Annotated in this window: 18 protein-coding genes; 6 read left to right on the top strand and 12 right to left on the bottom strand. The window is 72.0% G+C overall.

Translation table 11 applies throughout. The features are described from left to right. Nucleotides 1-154 precede the first annotated feature (154 nt). Nucleotides 155-487, top strand: coding sequence for a DUF6506 family protein (locus ACFOVU_RS09480; protein ID WP_378531940.1), 333 nt, complete (start codon nucleotides 155-157; stop codon nucleotides 485-487). A 109-nt stretch (nucleotides 488-596) separates the two neighbouring features. Here ACFOVU_RS09480 and ACFOVU_RS09475 read toward each other — a convergent pair whose 3' ends face one another. The 9 genes from ACFOVU_RS09475 to ACFOVU_RS09435 all read right to left on the bottom strand — a co-directional run bounded on the left by ACFOVU_RS09475 (nucleotide 597) and on the right by ACFOVU_RS09435 (nucleotide 10,877). Continuing rightward, nucleotides 597-2,012 (bottom strand): xylulokinase, encoded by a 1,416-nt coding sequence (locus tag ACFOVU_RS09475; protein ID WP_378531938.1) that lies wholly within the window; start codon nucleotides 2,010-2,012, stop codon nucleotides 597-599. Continuing rightward, the gene (locus ACFOVU_RS09470; RefSeq protein WP_378531936.1) at nucleotides 2,009-2,722 is read right to left on the bottom strand and encodes a GntR family transcriptional regulator; all 714 of its coding nucleotides are present in this window, start codon (nucleotides 2,720-2,722) and stop codon (nucleotides 2,009-2,011) included. Before ACFOVU_RS09470 ends, ACFOVU_RS09475 begins: the two co-directional genes overlap by 4 nt. Next, on the bottom strand, nucleotides 2,722-3,936 hold the full coding sequence (locus ACFOVU_RS09465) for a CaiB/BaiF CoA transferase family protein (protein WP_378531934.1): 1,215 nt from the start codon (nucleotides 3,934-3,936) through the stop codon (nucleotides 2,722-2,724). Before ACFOVU_RS09465 ends, ACFOVU_RS09470 begins: the two co-directional genes overlap by 1 nt. A gap of 15 nt (nucleotides 3,937-3,951) precedes the next feature. Continuing rightward, nucleotides 3,952-5,640, bottom strand: a complete 1,689-nt coding sequence (locus tag ACFOVU_RS09460) for a thiamine pyrophosphate-binding protein (protein ID WP_378531932.1) — start codon at nucleotides 5,638-5,640, stop codon at nucleotides 3,952-3,954. Between the two features lie 17 nt (nucleotides 5,641-5,657). Further along, nucleotides 5,658-6,653, bottom strand: coding sequence for a hypothetical protein (locus tag ACFOVU_RS09455; protein WP_378531930.1), 996 nt, complete (start codon nucleotides 6,651-6,653; stop codon nucleotides 5,658-5,660). Beyond that, nucleotides 6,650-8,008 carry an MFS transporter gene (locus tag ACFOVU_RS09450; RefSeq protein ID WP_378531929.1) on the bottom strand — a complete coding sequence of 453 codons (1,359 nt, stop codon included), beginning with the start codon at nucleotides 8,006-8,008 and terminating at the stop codon, nucleotides 6,650-6,652. Before ACFOVU_RS09450 ends, ACFOVU_RS09455 begins: the two co-directional genes overlap by 4 nt. A gap of 43 nt (nucleotides 8,009-8,051) precedes the next feature. After that, nucleotides 8,052-9,002, bottom strand: coding sequence for a MaoC family dehydratase (locus ACFOVU_RS09445; RefSeq protein WP_378531928.1), 951 nt, complete (start codon nucleotides 9,000-9,002; stop codon nucleotides 8,052-8,054). Nucleotides 9,003-9,186: 184 nt separating this feature from the next. After that, nucleotides 9,187-9,351, bottom strand: a complete 165-nt coding sequence (locus ACFOVU_RS09440) for a hypothetical protein (protein ID WP_378531926.1) — start codon at nucleotides 9,349-9,351, stop codon at nucleotides 9,187-9,189. A gap of 254 nt (nucleotides 9,352-9,605) precedes the next feature. Then, nucleotides 9,606-10,877, bottom strand: coding sequence for an amidohydrolase family protein (locus ACFOVU_RS09435; protein WP_378531924.1), 1,272 nt, complete (start codon nucleotides 10,875-10,877; stop codon nucleotides 9,606-9,608). Between the two features lie 287 nt (nucleotides 10,878-11,164). On the opposite strand from ACFOVU_RS09435, the gene ACFOVU_RS09430 reads away from it, so the two are divergent. After that, nucleotides 11,165-11,725, top strand: coding sequence for a hypothetical protein (locus ACFOVU_RS09430; protein WP_378531922.1), 561 nt, complete (start codon nucleotides 11,165-11,167; stop codon nucleotides 11,723-11,725). 410 nt (nucleotides 11,726-12,135) lie between these two features. Further along, nucleotides 12,136-12,393, top strand: a complete 258-nt coding sequence (locus ACFOVU_RS09425; RefSeq protein WP_378531920.1) for a hypothetical protein — start codon at nucleotides 12,136-12,138, stop codon at nucleotides 12,391-12,393. Nucleotides 12,394-12,562: 169 nt separating this feature from the next. Here the strand turns inward: ACFOVU_RS09425 and ACFOVU_RS09420 are convergent, their stop codons facing one another. Continuing rightward, entirely contained in the window at nucleotides 12,563-12,901 is a 339-nt protein-coding gene (locus tag ACFOVU_RS09420) for a hypothetical protein (RefSeq protein WP_378531918.1), read from the bottom strand. Between the two features lie 155 nt (nucleotides 12,902-13,056). Next, complete coding sequence (locus ACFOVU_RS09415) at nucleotides 13,057-14,649, bottom strand: molybdopterin-dependent oxidoreductase (RefSeq protein ID WP_378531916.1); 1,593 nt, start codon at nucleotides 14,647-14,649, stop codon at nucleotides 13,057-13,059. A gap of 217 nt (nucleotides 14,650-14,866) precedes the next feature. On the opposite strand from ACFOVU_RS09415, the gene sigK reads away from it, so the two are divergent. Continuing rightward, entirely contained in the window at nucleotides 14,867-15,535 is a 669-nt protein-coding gene (gene sigK / locus ACFOVU_RS09410) for an ECF RNA polymerase sigma factor SigK (protein WP_378532810.1), read from the top strand. Next, nucleotides 15,532-16,359 carry an anti-sigma factor gene (locus ACFOVU_RS09405; protein ID WP_378531914.1) on the top strand — a complete coding sequence of 276 codons (828 nt, stop codon included), beginning with the start codon at nucleotides 15,532-15,534 and terminating at the stop codon, nucleotides 16,357-16,359. Before sigK ends, ACFOVU_RS09405 begins: the two co-directional genes overlap by 4 nt. A 28-nt stretch (nucleotides 16,360-16,387) precedes the next feature. On the opposite strand, the gene ACFOVU_RS09400 is transcribed toward ACFOVU_RS09405, so the two are convergent. Next, nucleotides 16,388-16,768 carry a VOC family protein gene (locus ACFOVU_RS09400; protein WP_378531912.1) on the bottom strand — a complete coding sequence of 127 codons (381 nt, stop codon included), beginning with the start codon at nucleotides 16,766-16,768 and terminating at the stop codon, nucleotides 16,388-16,390. 380 nt (nucleotides 16,769-17,148) lie between these two features. Between ACFOVU_RS09400 and ACFOVU_RS09395 the strand changes: the two genes are divergently transcribed. Continuing rightward, nucleotides 17,149-18,735 carry an alpha/beta hydrolase gene (locus ACFOVU_RS09395; RefSeq protein WP_378531910.1) on the top strand — a complete coding sequence of 529 codons (1,587 nt, stop codon included), beginning with the start codon at nucleotides 17,149-17,151 and terminating at the stop codon, nucleotides 18,733-18,735. Nucleotides 18,736-18,768: the final 33 nt, after the last annotated feature.

Genomic DNA, 18,768 nt, shown 5'->3' with positions numbered 1-18,768 from the left:
TCGAACGGACGGCGCGGCCCCGGACCCTCGCCCGCCCGTCTCGCTCCCATCGTTCCCACGGGGCGTGCGCCACGGGCTTTACTTAGACCTAACTGGAGGTTCTACGCTGGCCGCGTACGACGCCGGCGGTTCCCCACGACGAAACGAGGCCACCATGCCGACCTGGGCCTACATCTACGAACACCCCTCCACCGACCCCGACGCCGACCGGGTCGTCGTCGACCGGGGCGGGCAGCGGACGCTGCTGGTCCCCGTCCCCAGCTCGGCCGACGCCCCGCGGGTCGCCCGGGCGCTGGTCGAGGAGGGCGCGGCGCTGATCGAGCTGTGCGGGGGCTTCACCCTGCCCGACGCCGCCCGCGTCGCCGAGGCGGTCGGCGGCCGTGCCCCCGTCGGGCACGTCACCTTCTCGGCCGACGCCATAGCCGGGGCCGCCACCTACAGTGCCTCGTTCGCGGCACAGACGGGGGACGCCGACAACGACGACTAGCTTGGCGGCGGGCAGCGCGGCCGGCCCGCCGCGTATGCGCCGATGACGGCCGCGTGCGGGCCGCCGGGTGCGGCGTGTGCGCCGGAAGTCCGGTGCGTCACCGGCCCGGTCACGTACCCGACTCCCGCGCGGCGATCCAACGTGCGAACACCTCGTCATAGCGGGAACTGCGCCGCTCGTCCGGCGCCACCACGCTGAAGGTGAGGCCGAGCCGGTCACGGGCCTCGTCGAGATCGCGCACCTCGCCGATCCCCACCAGTGCGAGGGCGGCGGCGCCGAGCAGGGTCACATCGGGGCTGTCGGCGACGTGCACGGGCCGCCCGAGGATGTCCGCGCGCAGCCGCGCCACGTGCGCCGAACGCGCCGACCCGCCCGCCAGCAGCAGGGGCAGGTCACGATCAGGGTCCAGCAGGTCCGCGCCCTCCCGCACCGTGAAGCCGCCACCCTCCTGGGCGGCACGCAGGATCTCCGCCGGCCCGTGCTCCGAGGTCTGCCCCAGGAGCGCGCCGCGCGTACCGGGCCGCCAGCGGGGAAACCGCTCACCGGAGAGACCCGGGAAGGCGAGCAGTCCGCGGCTGCCCGCCGGCACGGCGCCGAGCCGCTCGTCGTCGACGGCACCGACCAGCGACCGCCACCGCGCGACCGCGCCGCCGGTCATCCCGGTCGCACCGCCCGCGGTCCACCGCCCGGGGACCATGGCCGGATTCACCACGGCGCCGCACCCGGCGCGGGCGGGGTCGTCGATCAGGCGGGCGAGCACATCGGTCGTGCCCGCCACGTCGGCGATCCCTGCGGACGCGGTGCCGAGCAGCAGACCGATGCCGACCGAACCGTCGGGGCCACCCGCGATCACCGGGGTCCCCTCCGGCAGGCCGGTGGCCCGCGCCCCGGCGTCGTGGACCCGCCCGACCGGCGCGGCCGGTTCCACCTGCGGGGGGAACCAGTCCTCGGGGAGTCCGAGGCCCCGGAGGGCGCCGGACTGCCAGGAGCGGGCGTGCACATCGGAGACCAGGGTGTAGGCGGCGTCCACGGTGTCCGACGCCACGCGACCGGTCAGCCGCGCCACGATGAGGTCCTTGGGGCTCAGCAGCGCGCGGACACGCCCCCCGAGACCGGACCCCGCCAGCTCCAGGGCGAGGGCGAGGGCCCCGCCCGAGAGCGCGGGACGCCCGCCTCTGGCGAGCAGCGCCGCCCGCTGCGCGTCGGGCATCCGGCGGAGCAGGTCGAGGCCGCGGGTGTCGGACCATCCGCCCCCCGGCAGCACCGGATCCAGGTGGGCGTCGACGGCGACGGCGCCGATGTGCGCCGAAACGCACAGCGCGCGAGGGCGGGAATCCACGTCGAGCTCGCGCAGTGATGCGCCGACCTCGGCGAAGAGTTCGGCGGCGTCGAAGAGGTCCCCGGCACCGGCCCTGCGCGCGACCCGTGCGGAGCGCAGCAGCCGTCCGGAGAGGCTGAACAGCCCTGAGCGCACGGCGGAGGTACCGGCGTCGACGGCGACGACGGCGGGTTCGGCGGCGCTCATTCGGCGTCGATCCGCAGCAGGAGCGGGAACTCGGGAAGGGTCCAGCTGTTGGTGTACTCCACGGCGCGCTCGGTGTCGGAGTAGGTGATGCGCAGGGAGTGCAGCACCGCCCCGCCGACCGCGGCCCCGAGCAGCTCGGCCTCCGCGGGCTCCAGCAGGGCCGCCGTCATGGTCTGGTCGGCCCAGCGGAGCTTGAGGCCGTGCTTCTCCGTCAGGGTCCGGTAGAGGGAGCCCTCCACCAGCGGATCCCGCACCAGGCCGGGGGCGACGGCGTAGGGGACCCACGCGTCCTGCACCGCCGCCGGCACCCCGCCGACCAGGCGCAGGCGCCTGATCCGGTTGACCGCGTCGTGGACCTCCAGGCCCAGCCGGTCGGCGACCCCTGCCGGAGCCTCCTCCTCCGTGGCCGAGAGGACCTGGCTGGTGACGGCCTCCTCCGGGCTGGCGAGCTCCTGGGCGAACGAGCGCAGCCGGTTGAGCCGCCGTCCGCGGCGCGGGTGCTCGCGCACATAGCTGCCGCTTCCGCGTTTGCGGGTGACCAGCTCGTCGGCGATGAGCAGATCGAGGGCCTGCCGCACGGTCATCCGGCTCACCTGGTAGCGGCGGGCGAGCTCGGTCTCGCTCTCCAGTTTCGCGCCGGCCTTCAGCGCCCCCGAGGCGATCTGGGCGGAGATGTCGTCATAGATCACCCGGTAGAGACTGCGCGCCATCAGATGACGCCCTGCGCGCGGAGTCGCCGGATGTCGTCGGCGCTGCGCCCCAGAATGGTCCCGTACACGTGGTCGTTGTCCTCGCCCACCCGGGGTGGTGCCTTGCGCACCGTGGGCGGTGACTTCTCCATGTGGATGGGGTTGTTGGGCATGCGGATCGTTCCCAGGGATGGATGTTCCACCTCGGCAATCATGCCACGCGCCGCCAGTTGCGGTGAGGCCGCGGCTTCACGCACGCTGGCGACGTTGGCGTAGGGCACCCCGGCCTCGTCGAGCAGGCGGGCGATCTCCTCGCGGGAGAGGGGGCCGGCCCATTCCTGGATGGCGGCCTCCAGGGTGGCCTGGTCGGCCATCCGGCCTTCCACGGTGGCGTAGCGCGGGTCGGTGGAGAGGTCCTCGCGGCCCATCACCGAGCAGAGCTTGGGGAACAGCGAGGCGGTCCCCGCCTGGATGTAGATGGGGCCGTCGGCCGCCTCGTAGACGTTGACCGGGGCGGTGAGCAGGTCGCGCGAGCCCGACCGGGGCATGTCCAGGCCGAGCATGAGTTCGGCGATCAGGCGGGTGCCCAGTGCGGAGAACATGGTGTCGTAGCTGGCGATGTCGACCAGCTGGCCCTCGCCGGTGCGTTCCCGGTGGGCCAGCGCGGCCATGGCCCCGATCGCCCCCTGGTAGCCGGTGGTGTAGTCGGCGATGTAGGTCCCGCTCAGGGTGGGCTTGCCGCCGGCTTCGCCCGTCATGCTCATCAGGCCGGACGAGGCCTGGGAGATCGCGTCGAACAGGGCCCGGCGCGAGTCCGGCCCGGTCTGCCCGAAGCCGGAGACCGAGACGAGGATGACGGACTCGTTGAGCTCCTTCATCCGCTCATACCCCAGCCCCATCTTCTCCAGGGTGCCGGGCCGGAAGTTCTCGACGACGATGTCGGCCCAGCGCACCAGGTCCTCCAGGATCGCCTTGGCCTCAGGGTGGCGGGTGTCCAGGGTCGCGGCCTGCTTGTTGCGGTGGTAGAGGAACATGTAGATGCTCTCGCCCTGCCAGTAGGGCCCGTGGTGGCGGGAGTCCTCGCCTCGGGGCCGCTCGACCTTCACCACCTCGGCGCCGAAATCCCCGAGGATCTGCGCGCACAGCGGGCCCGCGATGAAGCGCGAGAGGTCGAGGACCTTCACGCCCTCGAGCGGCCCTGGGGTCGCACTCGCACTGCTCTCCTCGTGCTCCATGTCGGCCTCCTCCCTTCAGCCCTCGTAGGGGGTGAACGCGTCGTAGGTCCAGGCGTTCGCCGCGCGGTCCAGCACGACGTCGACGACCAGGGGCCTCGCGGAGGAGAACCCCTCGCGCACGGCGCGCACCATCGTCTCCCGGTCGCCCACCCGGACCGCCTCCAGCCCCATGCCGCGGGCCACCTGGGCGAAGTCCACGTCGGCGAAGTCCACGCCGACGGTGCGCCCGTTGAAGTGCAGGACCTGCTCCTGGCGGATGTTGCCGTAGCTGGAGTCGTTGAGCACCACGACGACCACGGGGCCGCCGACGCGGGCCAGGGTCTCCAGCTCCCCGAGGCTCATCCCGAGGGAGCCGTCGCCGATCAGGGCCAGCACGGGCCGCTCCGGGGCGGCGCAGACCGAGGCGATCGCGGCGGGCAGGGCGAAGCCCATGTTCCCGAATCCGACCGGCTTGATGTAGCGGTAGGGGACCGGCATCTCCCACAGGAACGACCACACCCCGGGGTTGCCGGCGTCGGGGATCAGCACGGCGTCCTCGGGCGTGACGTCTCTGAGCGCGCGCACGACGACGGCCGGCGAGACGGTGCCCGGGTTCTCGGGCTCGACGGAGGAGCTGAGCTCCCACCACTCGCTCTCGGCCTTCTGTAGCTCGGCGATCCAGCCGGCGCGGGGGCCGCGCGCCCGCTCGGCCTGCGCCGCGGTGGCCGCGGTGAGGTCGCGGGCGAAGGAGGCGACGTCGCCGACGACACCGGTGGTCACGTCCGCGTAGTAGCGGCCGATCATGGCGGGGTCGATGTCGACCTGCACGACCTCGGGCAGCCGGCGGCGCCAGCGCGTGGTGGAGACCGCGTTGAGGCTGTTGCCCAGCGCCAGCACGAGGTCGGCCTCGCCGATCACCCGGGTGGTCAGCTTGGTCCCCATGCGGCTCAGCGCACCGAAGACGAGCGGGTGGGTGGTCGGGACCGCGCCCATGCCGTTGAACGTGGTGATGACCGGGATGTTCAGCGCCTCGGCCAGCGCCAGGACGTCGTCGGACGCCTGCCCCCGGTTGCCGCCGTTGCCGAGCCAGATGACCGGCCGCTCGGCCGCCAGCACGCGGGCGGCGACCGCCTCGACCTGAGGGCTCGCCGCAACCGGGCGGGCCCCCACCCACGAGTGGGCCGGGTGAACGGCGGGCACCGCCGGCGGGTCCGCCACCGGCTGCTCGATGGTGTCGCGGGCGAAGTCCAGGTGCACCGGGCCCGGGTTGCCGGTCATGGCGTTGATGTAGGCCTCTTCCATGGCCTGCTTGATCGAGGTGGGGTGGGCCACCAGCCGCCCGTACTTGACGTAGTTGCGGAAGATGTCGACGTGGTCGGCGTTCTGCGCGTCGTCCTTGTGGATGTTCTCGCCGTTGTTGTTGCAGGTGATGATGATCGCGGGGCTGGAGTCGCGGAACGCCCCGCCGACGCCGGTGAGCAGGTTCGTGGCACCGGGCCCCGTGGTGGAGATCGCCACGGCGGGGCGCCCGGTGAGCCTGCCGTAGGCGTCCGCCATGACCGCCGCAGCGTTCTCGTGGCGCGTGTGGACGAACTCGATGGCGTCGGTGTCGATGATCGCGTCGCTGATGGCGAGCGTCTGCCCGCCGACCACGCCGAAGACGTGGGTGACTCCGAGCGATTCCAGCATCTTGACGACGAGTTCGCCGCCGGTCATCTCCGTCATTACCGTCACTTTCGTTGTCATTCGTCGGTGGTCGTGAGGGGGGCGCTCGCCCACCCCGCGGCGCTGAGCCGTCCGTCGGCCCGCCGCACCCAGATCTCGAATTCGGCCTTGCCGTCGCCGACCGCGGTGACGACGCCGCCCGCCTCGATCGGCTCGTGCACGTCCACGGTGGTGAGGAACTTGACCCGCATCCATCCGCCGGTGAAGAACGGGGCGCCGGCGGCTCGGGTCAGCAGTTCGGCGAGCACGCCGAACTGCTGCTGTCCCTGCACGATCGGCACGCGCAGCCCCGCCGCACGGGCGAGTCCGAGGTCGTTGTGGATGTTGCGCACGTACTCGCCGGCGCGGGAGAACACCGCGGCCTGCTCGGTGGTGATGGTCTTGGCCAGCGGGGCCAGGACCTGGCCCGGCCGCGGAGCCGCCGGGTCGAACGCCGGCGCGCCGGCGGGGACCTCGCCCGTGACCCGGCGCGCGCCGGGTGCAGGTGCCGAGGAGCCGCGGCCCGCGACGTCACCCGGCCGGGTGCGGAGGATCTCCACCCCGCGATGGCGCAGGACGCTGCGCCCGTCGTGACCCGTGGCGGTGGCCTCCATGACGACGTAGCCCTGGCCGCGCCGCTCGTAGGCCTGCGTGTAGGTCCCGTCCAGGGTGACGGCCTCGTCGAGGAAGGCGGGGGAGTCGAACCACACCTGTTCTTCGGTGTGCAGGCCGACCACCCTGCTGGCCGCGTACACCGTGGTGAACAGCTGGACGAGGTCGTTGCCCAGCAGCGCGGCATGGCCGATGCGCCGGCCCTCGAAAGGGCTGGAGTGCAGGTGCCACGGGTGGTGGTCGTCCTGGGTGAAGGCGAACCGCTTGATCTTGTGATCGTCGACCCGCACGGTGACCGGGCCCAGCCGCTCGGGGATCTCCAGGTTCTCGAAGAGCGGCTCCTTCAGGCCCGCTTCGGGGTCGGCACCGGACGCCACCGCGCGGGGGTCGGTGAGATCGCGGCCGGCTTCGGCGGGGCTCATCGGGCGTCCTCGCCAATGTCGTCGATGTCGGCCCGGTTGGTCTCGGGCGCGAGGTAGGCGCAGACCAGGCCGATGCCCAGGCAGGCCGCGGTCAGCGCAGCGATGGGCCAGGGGTCGCCGTCGGTGGCCGCGAGCAGCGCGGTGGCCAGGAAGGGCCAGAAACCGACGAGGATCGAGGGCACCTGCGCGGCCAGCGAGACCCCCGTGTAGCGGACCTTGGTGCCGAACAGCTCGGAGAAGAACGCGGGTTCCACCCCGTAGACCGCGCCGACGCCGATGGCGTAGGCGAGCGTGTAGATCACGTACATGAGCAGGATGTTCTCGGCGGCCAGGATCCAGAAGAACGGGAAGACGACGGCGGCGCCGAACACCGAACCGAAGATGAACACCGTGCGCCGGCCGATCCGGTCGCTGTAGGTGCCGAAGAAGTAATAGGTGTAGATGGCGAAGCCGGCGGCGATCGACGAGGCGATCAGCACCTGCGTGCGGCCGATGTCGGTGTAGTTCTCGACGAAGGTCAGGCCGATCGTCAGCACGATGTAGCCGAAGACCGCCTCACCCAGGCGCATGCCCATCGCGAGCAGCAGCGGCTTCTTGAAGCTCCGGAAGAGCTCGGCCAGCGGCATCTTCTCCTTGGCCTGCGCCGATTCCCGGTCGGCCTCCAGCTGTGCCTGCGCGGCCTGGAAGCTGGGGGTCTCGGTGAGCTTGAAGCGGATGAACAGGCCCACGGCGATCAGCACGGCGCTGAGCAGGAAGGGGATCCGCCAGCCCCAGGAGAAGAGCTGGTCGTCGGGGAGCAGGGAGACGAGGGCGAAGATGCCGGTGGAGAACACGAGCCCCACGGCGTTGCCGATCTGCGGGAAGCTGCCGTAGGCGCCGCGCTTGTCGTCCGGGGCGTATTCGACGGCCACCAGCGAGGCCCCGCCCCACTCGCCGCCGACCGCGAAGCCCTGGGCGAGCCGCATCAGCACCAGCAGCGCCGCCGCCCACAGGCCGATCTGCTCGGCCGTCGGCAGCAGGCCGATGAGGAAGGTGGAGGCGCCCATCATCATCAGGGTGGTGATGAGCGCGACCTTGCGGCCGAACTTGTCGCCGAAGTGCCCGAAGACGACGGCGCCGAGCGGGCGGGCGACGAACCCGACACCGAACACGGCGAACGCCGAGAGGGTGCCGATGATGGGGTCGTCGGGGTTGGGGAAGAACAGGGGTCCGAAGACCAGGGCCGAGGCCGTGCCGAAGATGAAGTAGTCGTACCACTCGACGGCGGTGCCGACGAGGCTGGCGATCGCCGCCCGCCTGGCGAGCTTGGCGCGTTCGGCGGGTGTGTGCGGGGCTGGTGCGTCGGTGTTGGGCATGGTCGATTCCTCTGAACGTCCGGGGGTATCCGGAACACGCCGGTCAGATCAGCTGCACGGGGCGAGCCGGGTCATCGTCGATCCGGGCGGAAGCCCAGCCGACGGCGGTCTTGGTGCCATGGCCGTTCTCGACCCACACCTCGAGTTCGAGGCGGCCCTCGGCTTCCCCGAGGACGGCGCCGGTGGTGGTGAGCGCGTCGCCGACGTAGGCGGGCGAGACGAAGCGCAGGTCCAGCTCCCCGCTGGTGAACCAGCTCGCCCCGAAGACGTCGACGAGGTTGGCGATGATGTGCCCGGTCTGCTGCTGGGCCTGCACGATGGTGCGGTCCAGGCCGGTCTCGGCGGCCTTGTCCCGGCTGGTGTGCACGTTGGCGAAGCCCTTGCCGGCCCAGGAGAACACCGACATCTGGTCCTGGGTGAAGGCGACGGTGCGCGCGGGGATCCCGGCGCGTTCGGGGAGGCCGTGGGCGGCGGCGGTGATCGCGGGGACGCTCGCGTCGACGGTCGCCAGCACCGAGCGCTTGCGGCCGGCCTGGGCCGAGCGGCCCTTGCCGACGATGTCGCCGGCGACGGTGCGCATGATCTCCTTGCCCACGTGCTCGACGAGCACGCGGCCGTCGGCGCCGCGCGCCGTGGCCTCGAGGGTGACGTAGCCCTGGCCCCGCGCTTCGTACTTGCCGGTGTAGGCGCCCTCGACGGTGACCGTCTCGCCGACCGCGGCCGGCGAGCGGAAGCGCAGCGTCTCGTGGGTGTGCAGGCCCTGGGCGGTGTTGCCGTCGTAGCCCTGGTAGAAGAGGAACAGCAGATCGTTGGCGAGCACCAGGGGGTGCCCGATCGGCCCGCCGAACGGCGACTCGCGGAAGTACCAGTCGCCGAAGTCGTGCTGGGCGTAGGCGTAGTCCAAAACCTTTTGCGGATCGACGTCGAGAGTGACCGGGCCGAAGTGTTCGGGGATCTCGACCAGTTCGTAGCGGGCTTCCTTGAGGGGTGCCATCAGTAGTCCTCCGTCGCTGAAGTCAGGACGTAGTCAAAGCAAATCTGTCTAGACAACTAGACGGGAGGGTACGCGTGGCGATCGAAAAGTGTCAAGGGTCACAGGGGGATGTGTGCTGGCTTTCAGGGAGGGTGCCGTCCCCTGCACGCCGGCCGGGGATCACGCCTTCGCGCGCGGCCGGCGGTCAGCTTCCTCCGCCGTCGTCGGACGACCGGCCGCCGTGCCCGTCTCCACCGGCCCGTCCGTCCGCCGACGAACCGGACCACGTCCCGAAGCCGTCCGTGACGGCGAAGAGGACGATGGCGGCCAGGAAGACGAGCCCCAAGACCACCTCCAGCAGGACGACCACGAGACCACCTCCAAGGGGCGGGAGTGCTCCCATCCCTACCCGCTGACACCGGATCTCCGGCGTGGCCGGGCCGCTGGATCCGGGTTACCACTCACGGCGCCCGGGATCGGCTGTGGCGCGAAAGCGCAGCCATGGTCGGCATGGGGAGGTGACGATGGAGGTCAGTGCCCATTCCCGGCAGACACCGCTGCCCTGCCCAGGGCGGATCCTCGGTCAGGCGCGTCCGGCGATGCCGACGTGGCCGGTGTACGGGGTCACGGGAAGGTGCGCCGTGGGCGCGGCCCGCGCTCGTCGACGACGACCTCGCCGTTCAGGATCGTGGCGCTGAGCTCGCGAAGGTTGCCGATGTCCTGGGTGGGATCGGCGGTCAGTACGATCAGGTCGGCGCGCTTGCCGGGCGCCACCGTGCCGAGATCGGGGCGGGCGCACTGCCGCGCAGCGCCACTGGTGCCTGCGACCAGCGACTGAAGGGGGGTCATCCCCGCTGCGACCATCAGCTCGGCCTCGTCCAGCGTGTTCGCCCCGAACACGCCCCGGCCACTGAAGGTGTCACTGCCCAGGGCGATGCGCACACCGGCATCGGCGACCTTCTTGACGTTGCCCCGGATGTCCGGATGGGTCGCGTCGTGGGCCCAGAGCGTCGGCGTGTAGGTGATGTCGTGCTCGCGCATCAGCTCGACGAGCGCGTCATCGGCGATGGGTTCGACCGTGACACCGTGCTCCAGGCCGTCGGCGCCGGCCTCGATCGCTTCGCGCGCCGCGACCTGCTGCGTCGTGTGGACGGTCACCCTGAGATCTCGCTCGTGCCCGGTTTCGATGCCCGCCCGAAGGACATCGAGGGGGAGCCGGGCGAGCTCGACGGCATCGGGGAAGGCGGCGTTGTGCCAGACGTACTTCGGTGATCCGGGGTGCGCGCATGCACCTTCCGACAGGAGTTTGATCGCGTCCACGTTGCGGTCGGCCAGATCGTGCACCAGGTCGCGCATCTGCTGCGCACTGTCGATCTCGGCGGTGAACCGTGCACGCGCCCAAGGGTTGCCGCCGAAGACGGTGGCCGCGGGATGCCCGTCCCGCCCGGTGATCCCGCAGCCGGTCGCCAGGAGCCGCGGGCCTTGTAGCGTTCCCTCGGCGATCTTGGCGCGCGTCTCCAGGATCCCCCCGGTCGGATCGCCCACCGACTTGATGGTGGTGATCCCGTGCCGGAGGAACAGGCCGAGCCGGCCGGGAAGGTCGTCCTCCTCGAACGTCCGCATCGATTCCGGATCGGACACCCCGTGGACGTCGTAGAAGTGGATGTGCGTGTCGATCAGCCCCGGCATCACCCATCCTTCGGCAGCGTCCACCTCCGTCCGGCCCCTCAGCGGCTCCGCTGAGACGGCGGCGATATCTGCGCCGCTGACGGCGATGTCGTAGAGCCCGGCGTGTGCTCGGTGGCCGTCGAAGAGGTGTGCACGGCGGATGACGAGGTCGTAGGTCGCGGGATCGCGGACTTCGGCCCTCGTGCTCACCTCGTGTTCATGGGCCATGGTGCTCACTCCTGTCGGGCCGTGTCTGATGCGGATGGGGTCCGAGCACGTTGTCGGACCGCGGCGGAAACTGACACTTCCACGGTTGCAGTTAAATGGCAAGTCGGGACCGGAAATCGTTGGGCGGAGATGAAACCGGCAGGAGCGGCGTCCCGTCTATCGGGGTGGGAACCGGCCGAGGGGGCCGTTCCCGCGCCCGCCCTGACCGTTCGCGGGCCGACTGCGGGGAACACGCGTCGCCCCGCGCGGAGTGCACCCGCTTATCCACGATAGAGAAGGGGGGCATTATGAACGAAATCCATCTCACGCAGCCGATCCTGAACGTGGTCGATCTGGCCAAGAAGGAAGTCGAAAAGGGTGTCGAGAAGCTTGGCGAGAAGGTCAAGAAAGATGCGGTGAGCGGGAAAAAGGTCAAAGGAAAGTACAAGAGCGTCGACGACGTCCTGAAGGAGTTTCGTAAGGGGGTGGAGAAGGCCTTCGACGAGGCGTTCGCCAAAAAGTGGGAGAAATTCCACCCGATCGGTGAGAACCCCAGGAAGCCGCCACGGCACCTGGTCGTCGAGCAGAAGGTGCGGTTCTCCGCCGACCAGCTCAACAACTTCAGGGAACGGGAGAACCTCAAGCCGGTCAAGCGCAAGGGCGGCCTGTTCGGCAAGCGCAAGCAGGAGCGGATGGAGGCGGATAGGCGCGATGTGGAGGGCTGGCTGACCCCCCAGCAGGTCATGGCCGCCGAACGCGAGCGGCAAAAGCGCGATGGCCCTTCAGGCAACCTCAGCTCCGGCACCTACCGCGGCCGCGGAGGGATGGAGCAGGCGAGGCGGCAGGCCAGGCACTACAAGAGCATCTGACCTGATGTGAGGCCGCCGGCCGCCCGGAGCGGGCGCACCGGAGCCGCCCCAGCGGTGCCTCCGCCCACTCCGGGCGGCCACACACCGTGCCCCCTCGTCGGCCGCCTCGTGCGCCGTGCGCGCCGTCGCGGGGGCACGGCGGCCGGTCGGGCCGCCGTCCGGGCGAGGTTCGCCCGGCTAGTATGCAGCTGCGCAATGAAGCAGCCCTGCCCGTGAGGAGAGCCCCCATGGCCGACGGCCCGGCACCTGAACCGGAGGCGGGAGCCCAAGGCGCCGCGTACTCTGCTCCGATGCCGCCGCAGGGCCCGATGCCGCCGCACCCTCATCCGCAACAGCCCTGGACCGGCCCCAATGCCACCGGGTGGCCGGGCGGAGCGCCTCCGATCCGGCCCAAGGGGCCCGGGCCGGCCGTGGCCGCGGTGGTCCTCGGCCTTCTGGGATGCGTGCTGCCGTTCCTCCCGATCGACCTGACCGGCGTGCGCCCCTACATCGCCTTCCCATTCTGGTCGGCCGGACTCGCCACCGCGATCGTCGCCTGCATCGGCCACCGCCGCGGCAAGCCGCTGGCCGTGGCGGGCGCGATCCTGTCCGTCCTCGCGATGGTCCTTGAGGCGGTCATGGTCGCCGGTCACGTCACACAGACGCTCTCGTCCGCGACCGTCCTGTAGCCCGGTCGGCCACGCCTCCCAGCCGAACATGCCGATGAAGGCGGACCGATCGCCCGCCTCGGCTCGGTCCAACGGGTCCCGGTCCGCGAAGGCGGGTAGCGCCTTGTCGGGCCCGGCCGCCCATGGCGCGGCCGGACGCACCCGCACGGGACGGTGTTACCCGGACGGTCTAGTTGCCGTCGCCGTCCATGTCGTCCATCTCGTCCGTGTCGTCCATGGGCTCCCCGCCGTCCGTGTCGTCGGCGTCGCCCATCCCGTTCTCGTCGTCCATCTGCTCACCGTCGCCGTCGTCCATGCCCTCCATGCCCTCCATCTGCTCTCCCTCTCCGTCGTCCATGCTCTCGTTCGTCTCCGCGCCGCCGCCGGAGTCGCCGGACTCGGAGACGGTCTCGTCGGCGTCGCCGTCGCCGTTGTTGCATGCGCTCAGCGGCAGCACGACCGCCAGGGCGAGACCGGCGGCCGCGGCCAGGCGGCGCAGTTCGTCTCGGGTGGGGTGGGACAGGGACATGTTCGACTCCTCTTCGTGGTGGGGGTGATCTCGTCGGGTGCCGGGTGCGGAGCGCACCGCGTCACGCACCGCGCCCACGACGGGCGCGGGGTCTTGGGGGCGGCGGCGACCCCGATCGGGCCACGGTCACCGCGATCGGTTCGCGCTCACCTCGATCAGTTCACGCGTACTTCGAGAACATGGTGTCCGGTCGCCCCGTCAGGGGCCACAGGTGCCTGGGCGCCGGTCTGGGTCCGTCCATCGCGGTCGGTGGCGCGGACGCTGATCCGGTGGTCGCCGGGTTCGGCATCCCACTCCAAGACCCATTGGCGCCACGTATCGGTGGTGTCCTCCTCGGCCAGGCGCGCCTGCTGCCAGGGGCCGTCGTCGATCCGCACCTCCACGGCATCGACCCCGACGTGTTGGGCCCATGCGACCCCGGCCACGGCGACGCGTCCGGGGGCGATCCGGTCGCCGTCGCGCGGGGTGTCGATGCGCGACTGGGTCTTGATCGGTCCCCGGGCCGACCAGCCGCGCGGCACCCAGTAGGCGTCGAAGTCGGCGAACGACGTCAGTTCGAGCTCGACCAGCCACTTGCACGCCGAGACGTAGCCATAGAGCCCGGGCACGACCATCCGCACGGGGAAGCCGTGTTCGACCGGTAGCGGGCGGCCGTTCATGCCCACCGCGAGCATCGCGTCGCGGCCGTCGAGCACGTCGGCGACCGGGGTGCCGATCGTCATCCCGTCGGAGGAGCGCGACACGAGCTGGTCGGCGGGGCCGCCGTCGGCTGGCGAACGGACCCCGGCCTCGCGCAGCAGAGCGGCCAGCGGCACGCCGATCCACCGCGCGTTGCCCACGTAGGGACCGCCGACCGGGTTGGACACGCAGGCCAGGGTGACGTCGCGTTCCATCAGGTCCGGGCGGCCCAGCAGGTCGTCGAAGGAGTACTCGCGCTCGGTCGCGCCGCGGCCGTGGATGCGCAGCGACCACGTGGTGGCGTCGAGGCGGGGGACGGACAGGGCGGTGTCGATCCGGTAGAAGGAGTCGTTGGGGGTGAAGAAGGACGCCAGGCCGTCGATGTCGAGCTCGGCGCCGTCGGGCAGCGCGGGGGCGGGCGAGGCCGGGCGCGGCAGCCGGATCGCGCGGTCGGCGGCGGCCGCGTCCGCCCGGGCCGACGCATACCAGCGGGCTCCGCCTCCTGCGGCGGCCGATGCCGCTGCGGTGGCCCCGGCCAGCAGCACGAACCGGCGGCGGTCGAAGCCGGACGGGGGTTCCTCGGGGGCCCGCGGTGCCGAGGCGAGCAGGAGCCGCAGTGCGACGTAGGTGACGGCGCCGCCCAGCACGCTCGGCAGGGCGTCGAAGGTGCCGCCATCGGGGCGGGTGACCGCGGCGGCCGCCCCGGCCAACGTGAAGAGGGCGATCCCGGCGACCCCGAAGGCGCCGACGGTGTCCCGGCGTCGTGCGGCGATCCCGATGAGCGCGGCCACCACGGCCAGCACGGCGGCGATGCCGGCGAGCAGGACCGGCTTGTCGGCCGTGCCCAGCAGTGTGACGGCGAGGTCCTTCAGCGGCGGGGGTGTGAGGTCGACGACCGCATCGCCGACGACGAGCAGGGGAGTCGCCTCGGGCCGGGTGACGGCCCCCGCGACCTCCGCCGCTGCCAGGCCGGCACCCGCCGCGACGAGACCGGACAGCGCACCGACGGAGCGACGGGAGAGCGGGCCGCCCGCCGGAGGGCGTGCAGGGTCGAGCTTGAGATCGGACACGCCCCTGATTCGGAGCCCGGTGAGGAAGGGCGACCGGCTCCGTCATCACGAAACGGCAACGCCCCGTTCGGCGGTCCGCTCCGCGCCCGCCCCCACCCGCTCCGGTCCGGCGGCGGCCCGGAGAATTCTCCCGCGCGGGGTCGCCTCATCCCGGACGGCTCCGAATGCCACAGTGGTGACCGGCGTGCGCCGGCGGCAGGGCGCGGGAATGAGGATGGTGGCACGGGTGGAACAGGCGATACCGGCGGGGCTGGGCGCGGCGCGCGGCCGCCCCGCGACGCAAGCGCATTCCGCCGACCCCCAGGACGGGTCCGGTAGCGGGCCCGGTACCGGCGACGGTGACGACCTCGCCGATCACCTGCACCGCACCGCCCTCGGCGACGTCGACGCATTCGAAGCGGTCTACCGCGAGCTGTCGGGCCCCGTTTTCGGGCTCGCCGCCCGGGTCCTGCTCGACCGCGCCCAGGCCGAGGAGGTCACGCAGGAGGTCTTCACCGAGGTCTGGCGGATGGCGGCGCGCTTCGACCGGCGGCGCGGCAGTGTGCGCGCGTGGGTGCTGACCATCGCCCACCGCCGCGCGGTGGACCGGGTCCGCTCCGAGCAGTCGTCGGCCGCCCTCGTGGCGGCGGTGGGCCGGCTCGCCCCGGAGGCGTCGGCGGCCGATGACGTCGCCGACCAGGTCGAGCACCGGCTCGAACGGGAGAAGGTGCGGCGCTGCCTGCGTCGCCTGACCGACCTCCAGCGGCAGACGGTGCGCCTCACCTACTACACCGGCTACACCCAGCGGGAGGCGGCCGACGTCCTGGGGGTGCCGCTGACCACGGTGAAGGGCCGGCTGCGCGACGGTCTCATCCGGCTCCGCGACTGCCTGGGGGTGACCGCATGACGCGTCCGGACCACGACGACCACGGGCTCACGGCCGGCTACGCCGTGGACGCGCTCGCCGACGACGAGCGCCGCCGCGCCCAACGCCACCTTGAGGAGTGCGCCGACTGCCGCCGCGACCTGGACGACTTCCGTGCGACGACGGTCCGGCTCGCCTACGGCGCCGCCCGTGCGCCGGGGGACCACGTCTGGCAGCGGTTGCGCGCGTCGGTGCCGCAGATCCGCCAGCTTCCTCCGGTGGCCGCGGCCGAGGAGCCCGACAGAAGCGCCCCCGACGGAAACACCCCCGACGGAAGCGCCCCCGGCGGTGCCCGCGCCGGTGGTGCCGTCGACGCCGCGCGGCGCCGACGGAGGTTCCCCCTGTCACCGCAGGCCCGGGCCCGCCTGCCGTGGGTCCTGGCCGCGGCGGCGCTGCTGATCGCCGTCGCCTTGGGCGGCACGAGCGTGTCCATGGGCATGCGCATGTCGGAGATGCGGACGCACAGCGCCGAGGTCGAGGCGCTGCTCGCGGCCTCCGACGCCCAGATGCGCGCGTCGCAGGTCGGCCGGAGCGACGCGCGCGCCACCGTGGTGGCCTCCCAGCGCAACGACGCCGTGATGATCGTGGTGGAGGGCCTGCCCCCGGCGCCCAGCGGGAGGGCGTACCAGATGTGGTACGTCGATGACGACGGCATGCGCTCGGCGGGGATGCTCCAGGAGTCAGGCGACGGCATGCTCGCGGGCATGGCCGACGGCCTCGGTTCGGCCCGCGAGATCGGCATCACCCTGGAACCGGAGTCGGGCATGCCCGAACCCACCGGCGACCCGATGAAGGTCGAGGTCTAGGGGCCGGAACCCCGCGCCCGCGCAGCCGTCAGAGCGGGTTGAGGCGGGCCTTGAGCAGGCAGAACTCGTTGCCCTCGGGGTCGGCGAGGACGTGCCAGGGCTCCTCGCCGGTCTGGCCGATGTCGGCCCGGCGCGCCCCGAGCTCCAGGAGGCGTTCGAGTTCGGCGCCCTGATCGCGGTCGGTGGCGTTGACGTCGATGTGCAGCCGGGGCTTGCCCGGCTCCGGCTCGTCCCTGCGGCTGAGGATGATCGTCGGCTGCGCCCCGCCGAACCCTTCGCGCGGCCCGATCTCGAGGGTGCCGTCGTCTTCGCGATCGAGCACGACGAAGTCCAGGACCTCGCACCAGAACCGCGCCAGCCCCTCAGGGTCGCGGCAACCGAGCACCAGCTCACTGATACGGCAGGCCATCGACGGCACCTTCTCTCAGCCGGGGAACGACCTGGATGGCCGCGCGGATCTCACGCCCACCGCAGTGGGAACGCCTCGGCGACCGTACCGGGCGAGGCGCGTAAGGGCGAGGGATTTTCCGGTGCACCGATGAATGACATCTGTCATGCCCGACCCGTGCGAGGCGCGGAGAAAACCCGTGACCCGTGACACTCTGTCACGGATCCGCCGCGGATTAGGTTCGGAGTGCCGCCCCCCCACGACGACCGGCCCCCCTTCATCCCCGGCTCGATATCCGCTGTCCCCCGATCCCACGGGGACGGTCGTGGGCCTTGTCCCCGCCCGAACGGCTCGGCGGGGGCCGTGGGCGAGCAGCGGCGCCGGGATCGATACACGTGAGGATGGATATGGAACGAAGGCGTAGAACAGCCCGGACCGCGCTGGCGGCGATGGTCCTCGTCTGGCCGCTGGTCGCGGTGCCGAGTGCGGCCGCCGACCAGGGCGGAGAACCGGCGGCCGGCGACCGGGGCGGAGAGGCGGCGGGGCAGGTGGAGTGGGGCGCCTGCCCCGAGGACGTGGCGGCCGAGGCGCCCGAGCTGGAGTGCGGCACCGTGCCGGTGCCGGTGGACTACAGCGATCCCGAGGGCACCGAGATCGAGATCATGGTGTCGCGGCTGGCCAGCCCGGACCCGGACAAGAGGCGCGGCGTGCTGCTGCTCAACCCGGGCGGCCCGGGCGGGTCCGGGCTGTCGATGCCCGCCGACCTGGTCTCCCTGGGCATGCCCGCCGACGCCGTTAACAGCTACGACCTGATCGGCATGGACACCCGCGGAGTCGGGCACTCATCCCCGGTGAACTGCGGGTTCACCACCGACTACCGCGGCAACATCCCGCCCTACGCCGTCGACGACGCGGCGGTCGCCGAGCACGCCGCGGTGGCGGAGGCCGCCGCCGACCAGTGTGCGGACAACGACGACGACGGGCTGCTGCGCCACGTGTCGACGGCCAACATGGCCCGCGATCTGGACCGGATCCGCGCCGCGCTCGGCGAGGAGAAGATCAGCTACTTCGGGCTGTCCTACGGGACGGCGCTGGGGGCCGCCTACGCCTCGATGTTCCCCGAGCGCTCCGACCGGATCGTGCTGGACAGCAACATCGGCGACACCCACCTCGACCACGAGGGGATGCGCAGGTACGGTCTGGGCGCCGAGGAGACCTTCCCCGACTTCGCCCGTTGGGCCGCCGAGCGCCACGACGAGTACGGCCTGGGCGCCTCGCCCCAGGAGGTGCGCGCGACCTACTTCGAGCTCGCCGAGCGGCTCGACGAGAACCCGGTGGACACGGGAGACGGCCCCATCGATGGCGCCCTCTTCCGGCTGGCCACCTTCGTGGGACTCTACAGCGAGCTGTCCTACCCCCAGACGGCGGAGATCTGGCAGTTGGCACTCGCCTCCGACGGGGCGGCGGTCGGGGAACTGCTCGATGCGGCCCCGCCTGCCGGCGTGCCCGCGCCCGCGGCCGCGGCCGGTGCCGCGCCGGCGCCGCGGGCAGAGCCGTCGCCGTTCGACAACACCTGGTCGGTGTTCCTCGCCGTGACCTGCAACGACGTCGAATGGCCTGAAGATGTCGACACCTACCGGCGCAGCGTCGCCGAGGACCGGGAGCGGTACCCGGTGTACGGCCCCGCCGGCGCCAACATCATGCCCTGCGCCTTCTGGTCTCAGGGACCGGCCGAGCCGCCGGTGGAGATCACCGACGACGGGCCGAGCAACGTCCTGATCATGCAGAACCTGCGCGACCCGGTCACACCGCACCTCGGCGGCCAGATGCTCCGCGAGAAGTTCGGGCAGCGGTCCCGGCTGGTGAGCGTCGACGGCAGCGGCCACGGTGCCTACGTCTACGGCGACAACCCCTGCGCGCAGGAGGTGGCCACGGCCTTCCTGGTCGAGGGCGACCTGCCGGCACAGGACACGTCCTGCCCGGCCTGAGCTAGTGCCGGCCCGCGACCCGGTAACGGTGTC

The sequence above is a fragment of the Nocardiopsis sediminis genome (assembly GCF_042650565.1).
GTDB lineage: Bacteria > Actinomycetota > Actinomycetes > Streptosporangiales > Streptosporangiaceae > Nocardiopsis_B > Nocardiopsis_B sediminis.
Note: the sequence above shows the minus strand (reverse complement) of the source record. Positions and strands in the feature narration are given on the sequence as shown.

Coding starts and splice junctions, on each gene's coding strand:
- ACFOVU_RS09405 (WP_378531914.1), top strand. CDS start 15,532: ATGACGCGTCCGGACCACGACGACCACGGGCTCACGGCCGGCTACGCC.
- ACFOVU_RS09470 (WP_378531936.1), bottom strand. CDS start 2,722: ATGGCGCGCAGTCTCTACCGGGTGATCTATGACGACATCTCCGCCCAG.
- ACFOVU_RS09480 (WP_378531940.1), top strand. CDS start 155: ATGCCGACCTGGGCCTACATCTACGAACACCCCTCCACCGACCCCGAC.
- ACFOVU_RS09435 (WP_378531924.1), bottom strand. CDS start 10,877: ATGGCCCATGAACACGAGGTGAGCACGAGGGCCGAAGTCCGCGATCCC.
- ACFOVU_RS09460 (WP_378531932.1), bottom strand. CDS start 5,640: ATGACGGAGATGACCGGCGGCGAACTCGTCGTCAAGATGCTGGAATCG.
- ACFOVU_RS09430 (WP_378531922.1), top strand. CDS start 11,165: ATGAACGAAATCCATCTCACGCAGCCGATCCTGAACGTGGTCGATCTG.
- ACFOVU_RS09475 (WP_378531938.1), bottom strand. CDS start 2,012: ATGAGCGCCGCCGAACCCGCCGTCGTCGCCGTCGACGCCGGTACCTCC.
- ACFOVU_RS09445 (WP_378531928.1), bottom strand. CDS start 9,002: ATGGCACCCCTCAAGGAAGCCCGCTACGAACTGGTCGAGATCCCCGAA.
- ACFOVU_RS09420 (WP_378531918.1), bottom strand. CDS start 12,901: ATGTCCCTGTCCCACCCCACCCGAGACGAACTGCGCCGCCTGGCCGCG.
- ACFOVU_RS09465 (WP_378531934.1), bottom strand. CDS start 3,936: ATGGAGCACGAGGAGAGCAGTGCGAGTGCGACCCCAGGGCCGCTCGAG.
- ACFOVU_RS09400 (WP_378531912.1), bottom strand. CDS start 16,768: ATGGCCTGCCGTATCAGTGAGCTGGTGCTCGGTTGCCGCGACCCTGAG.
- ACFOVU_RS09395 (WP_378531910.1), top strand. CDS start 17,149: ATGGATATGGAACGAAGGCGTAGAACAGCCCGGACCGCGCTGGCGGCG.
- ACFOVU_RS09455 (WP_378531930.1), bottom strand. CDS start 6,653: ATGAGCCCCGCCGAAGCCGGCCGCGATCTCACCGACCCCCGCGCGGTG.
- ACFOVU_RS09450 (WP_378531929.1), bottom strand. CDS start 8,008: ATGCCCAACACCGACGCACCAGCCCCGCACACACCCGCCGAACGCGCC.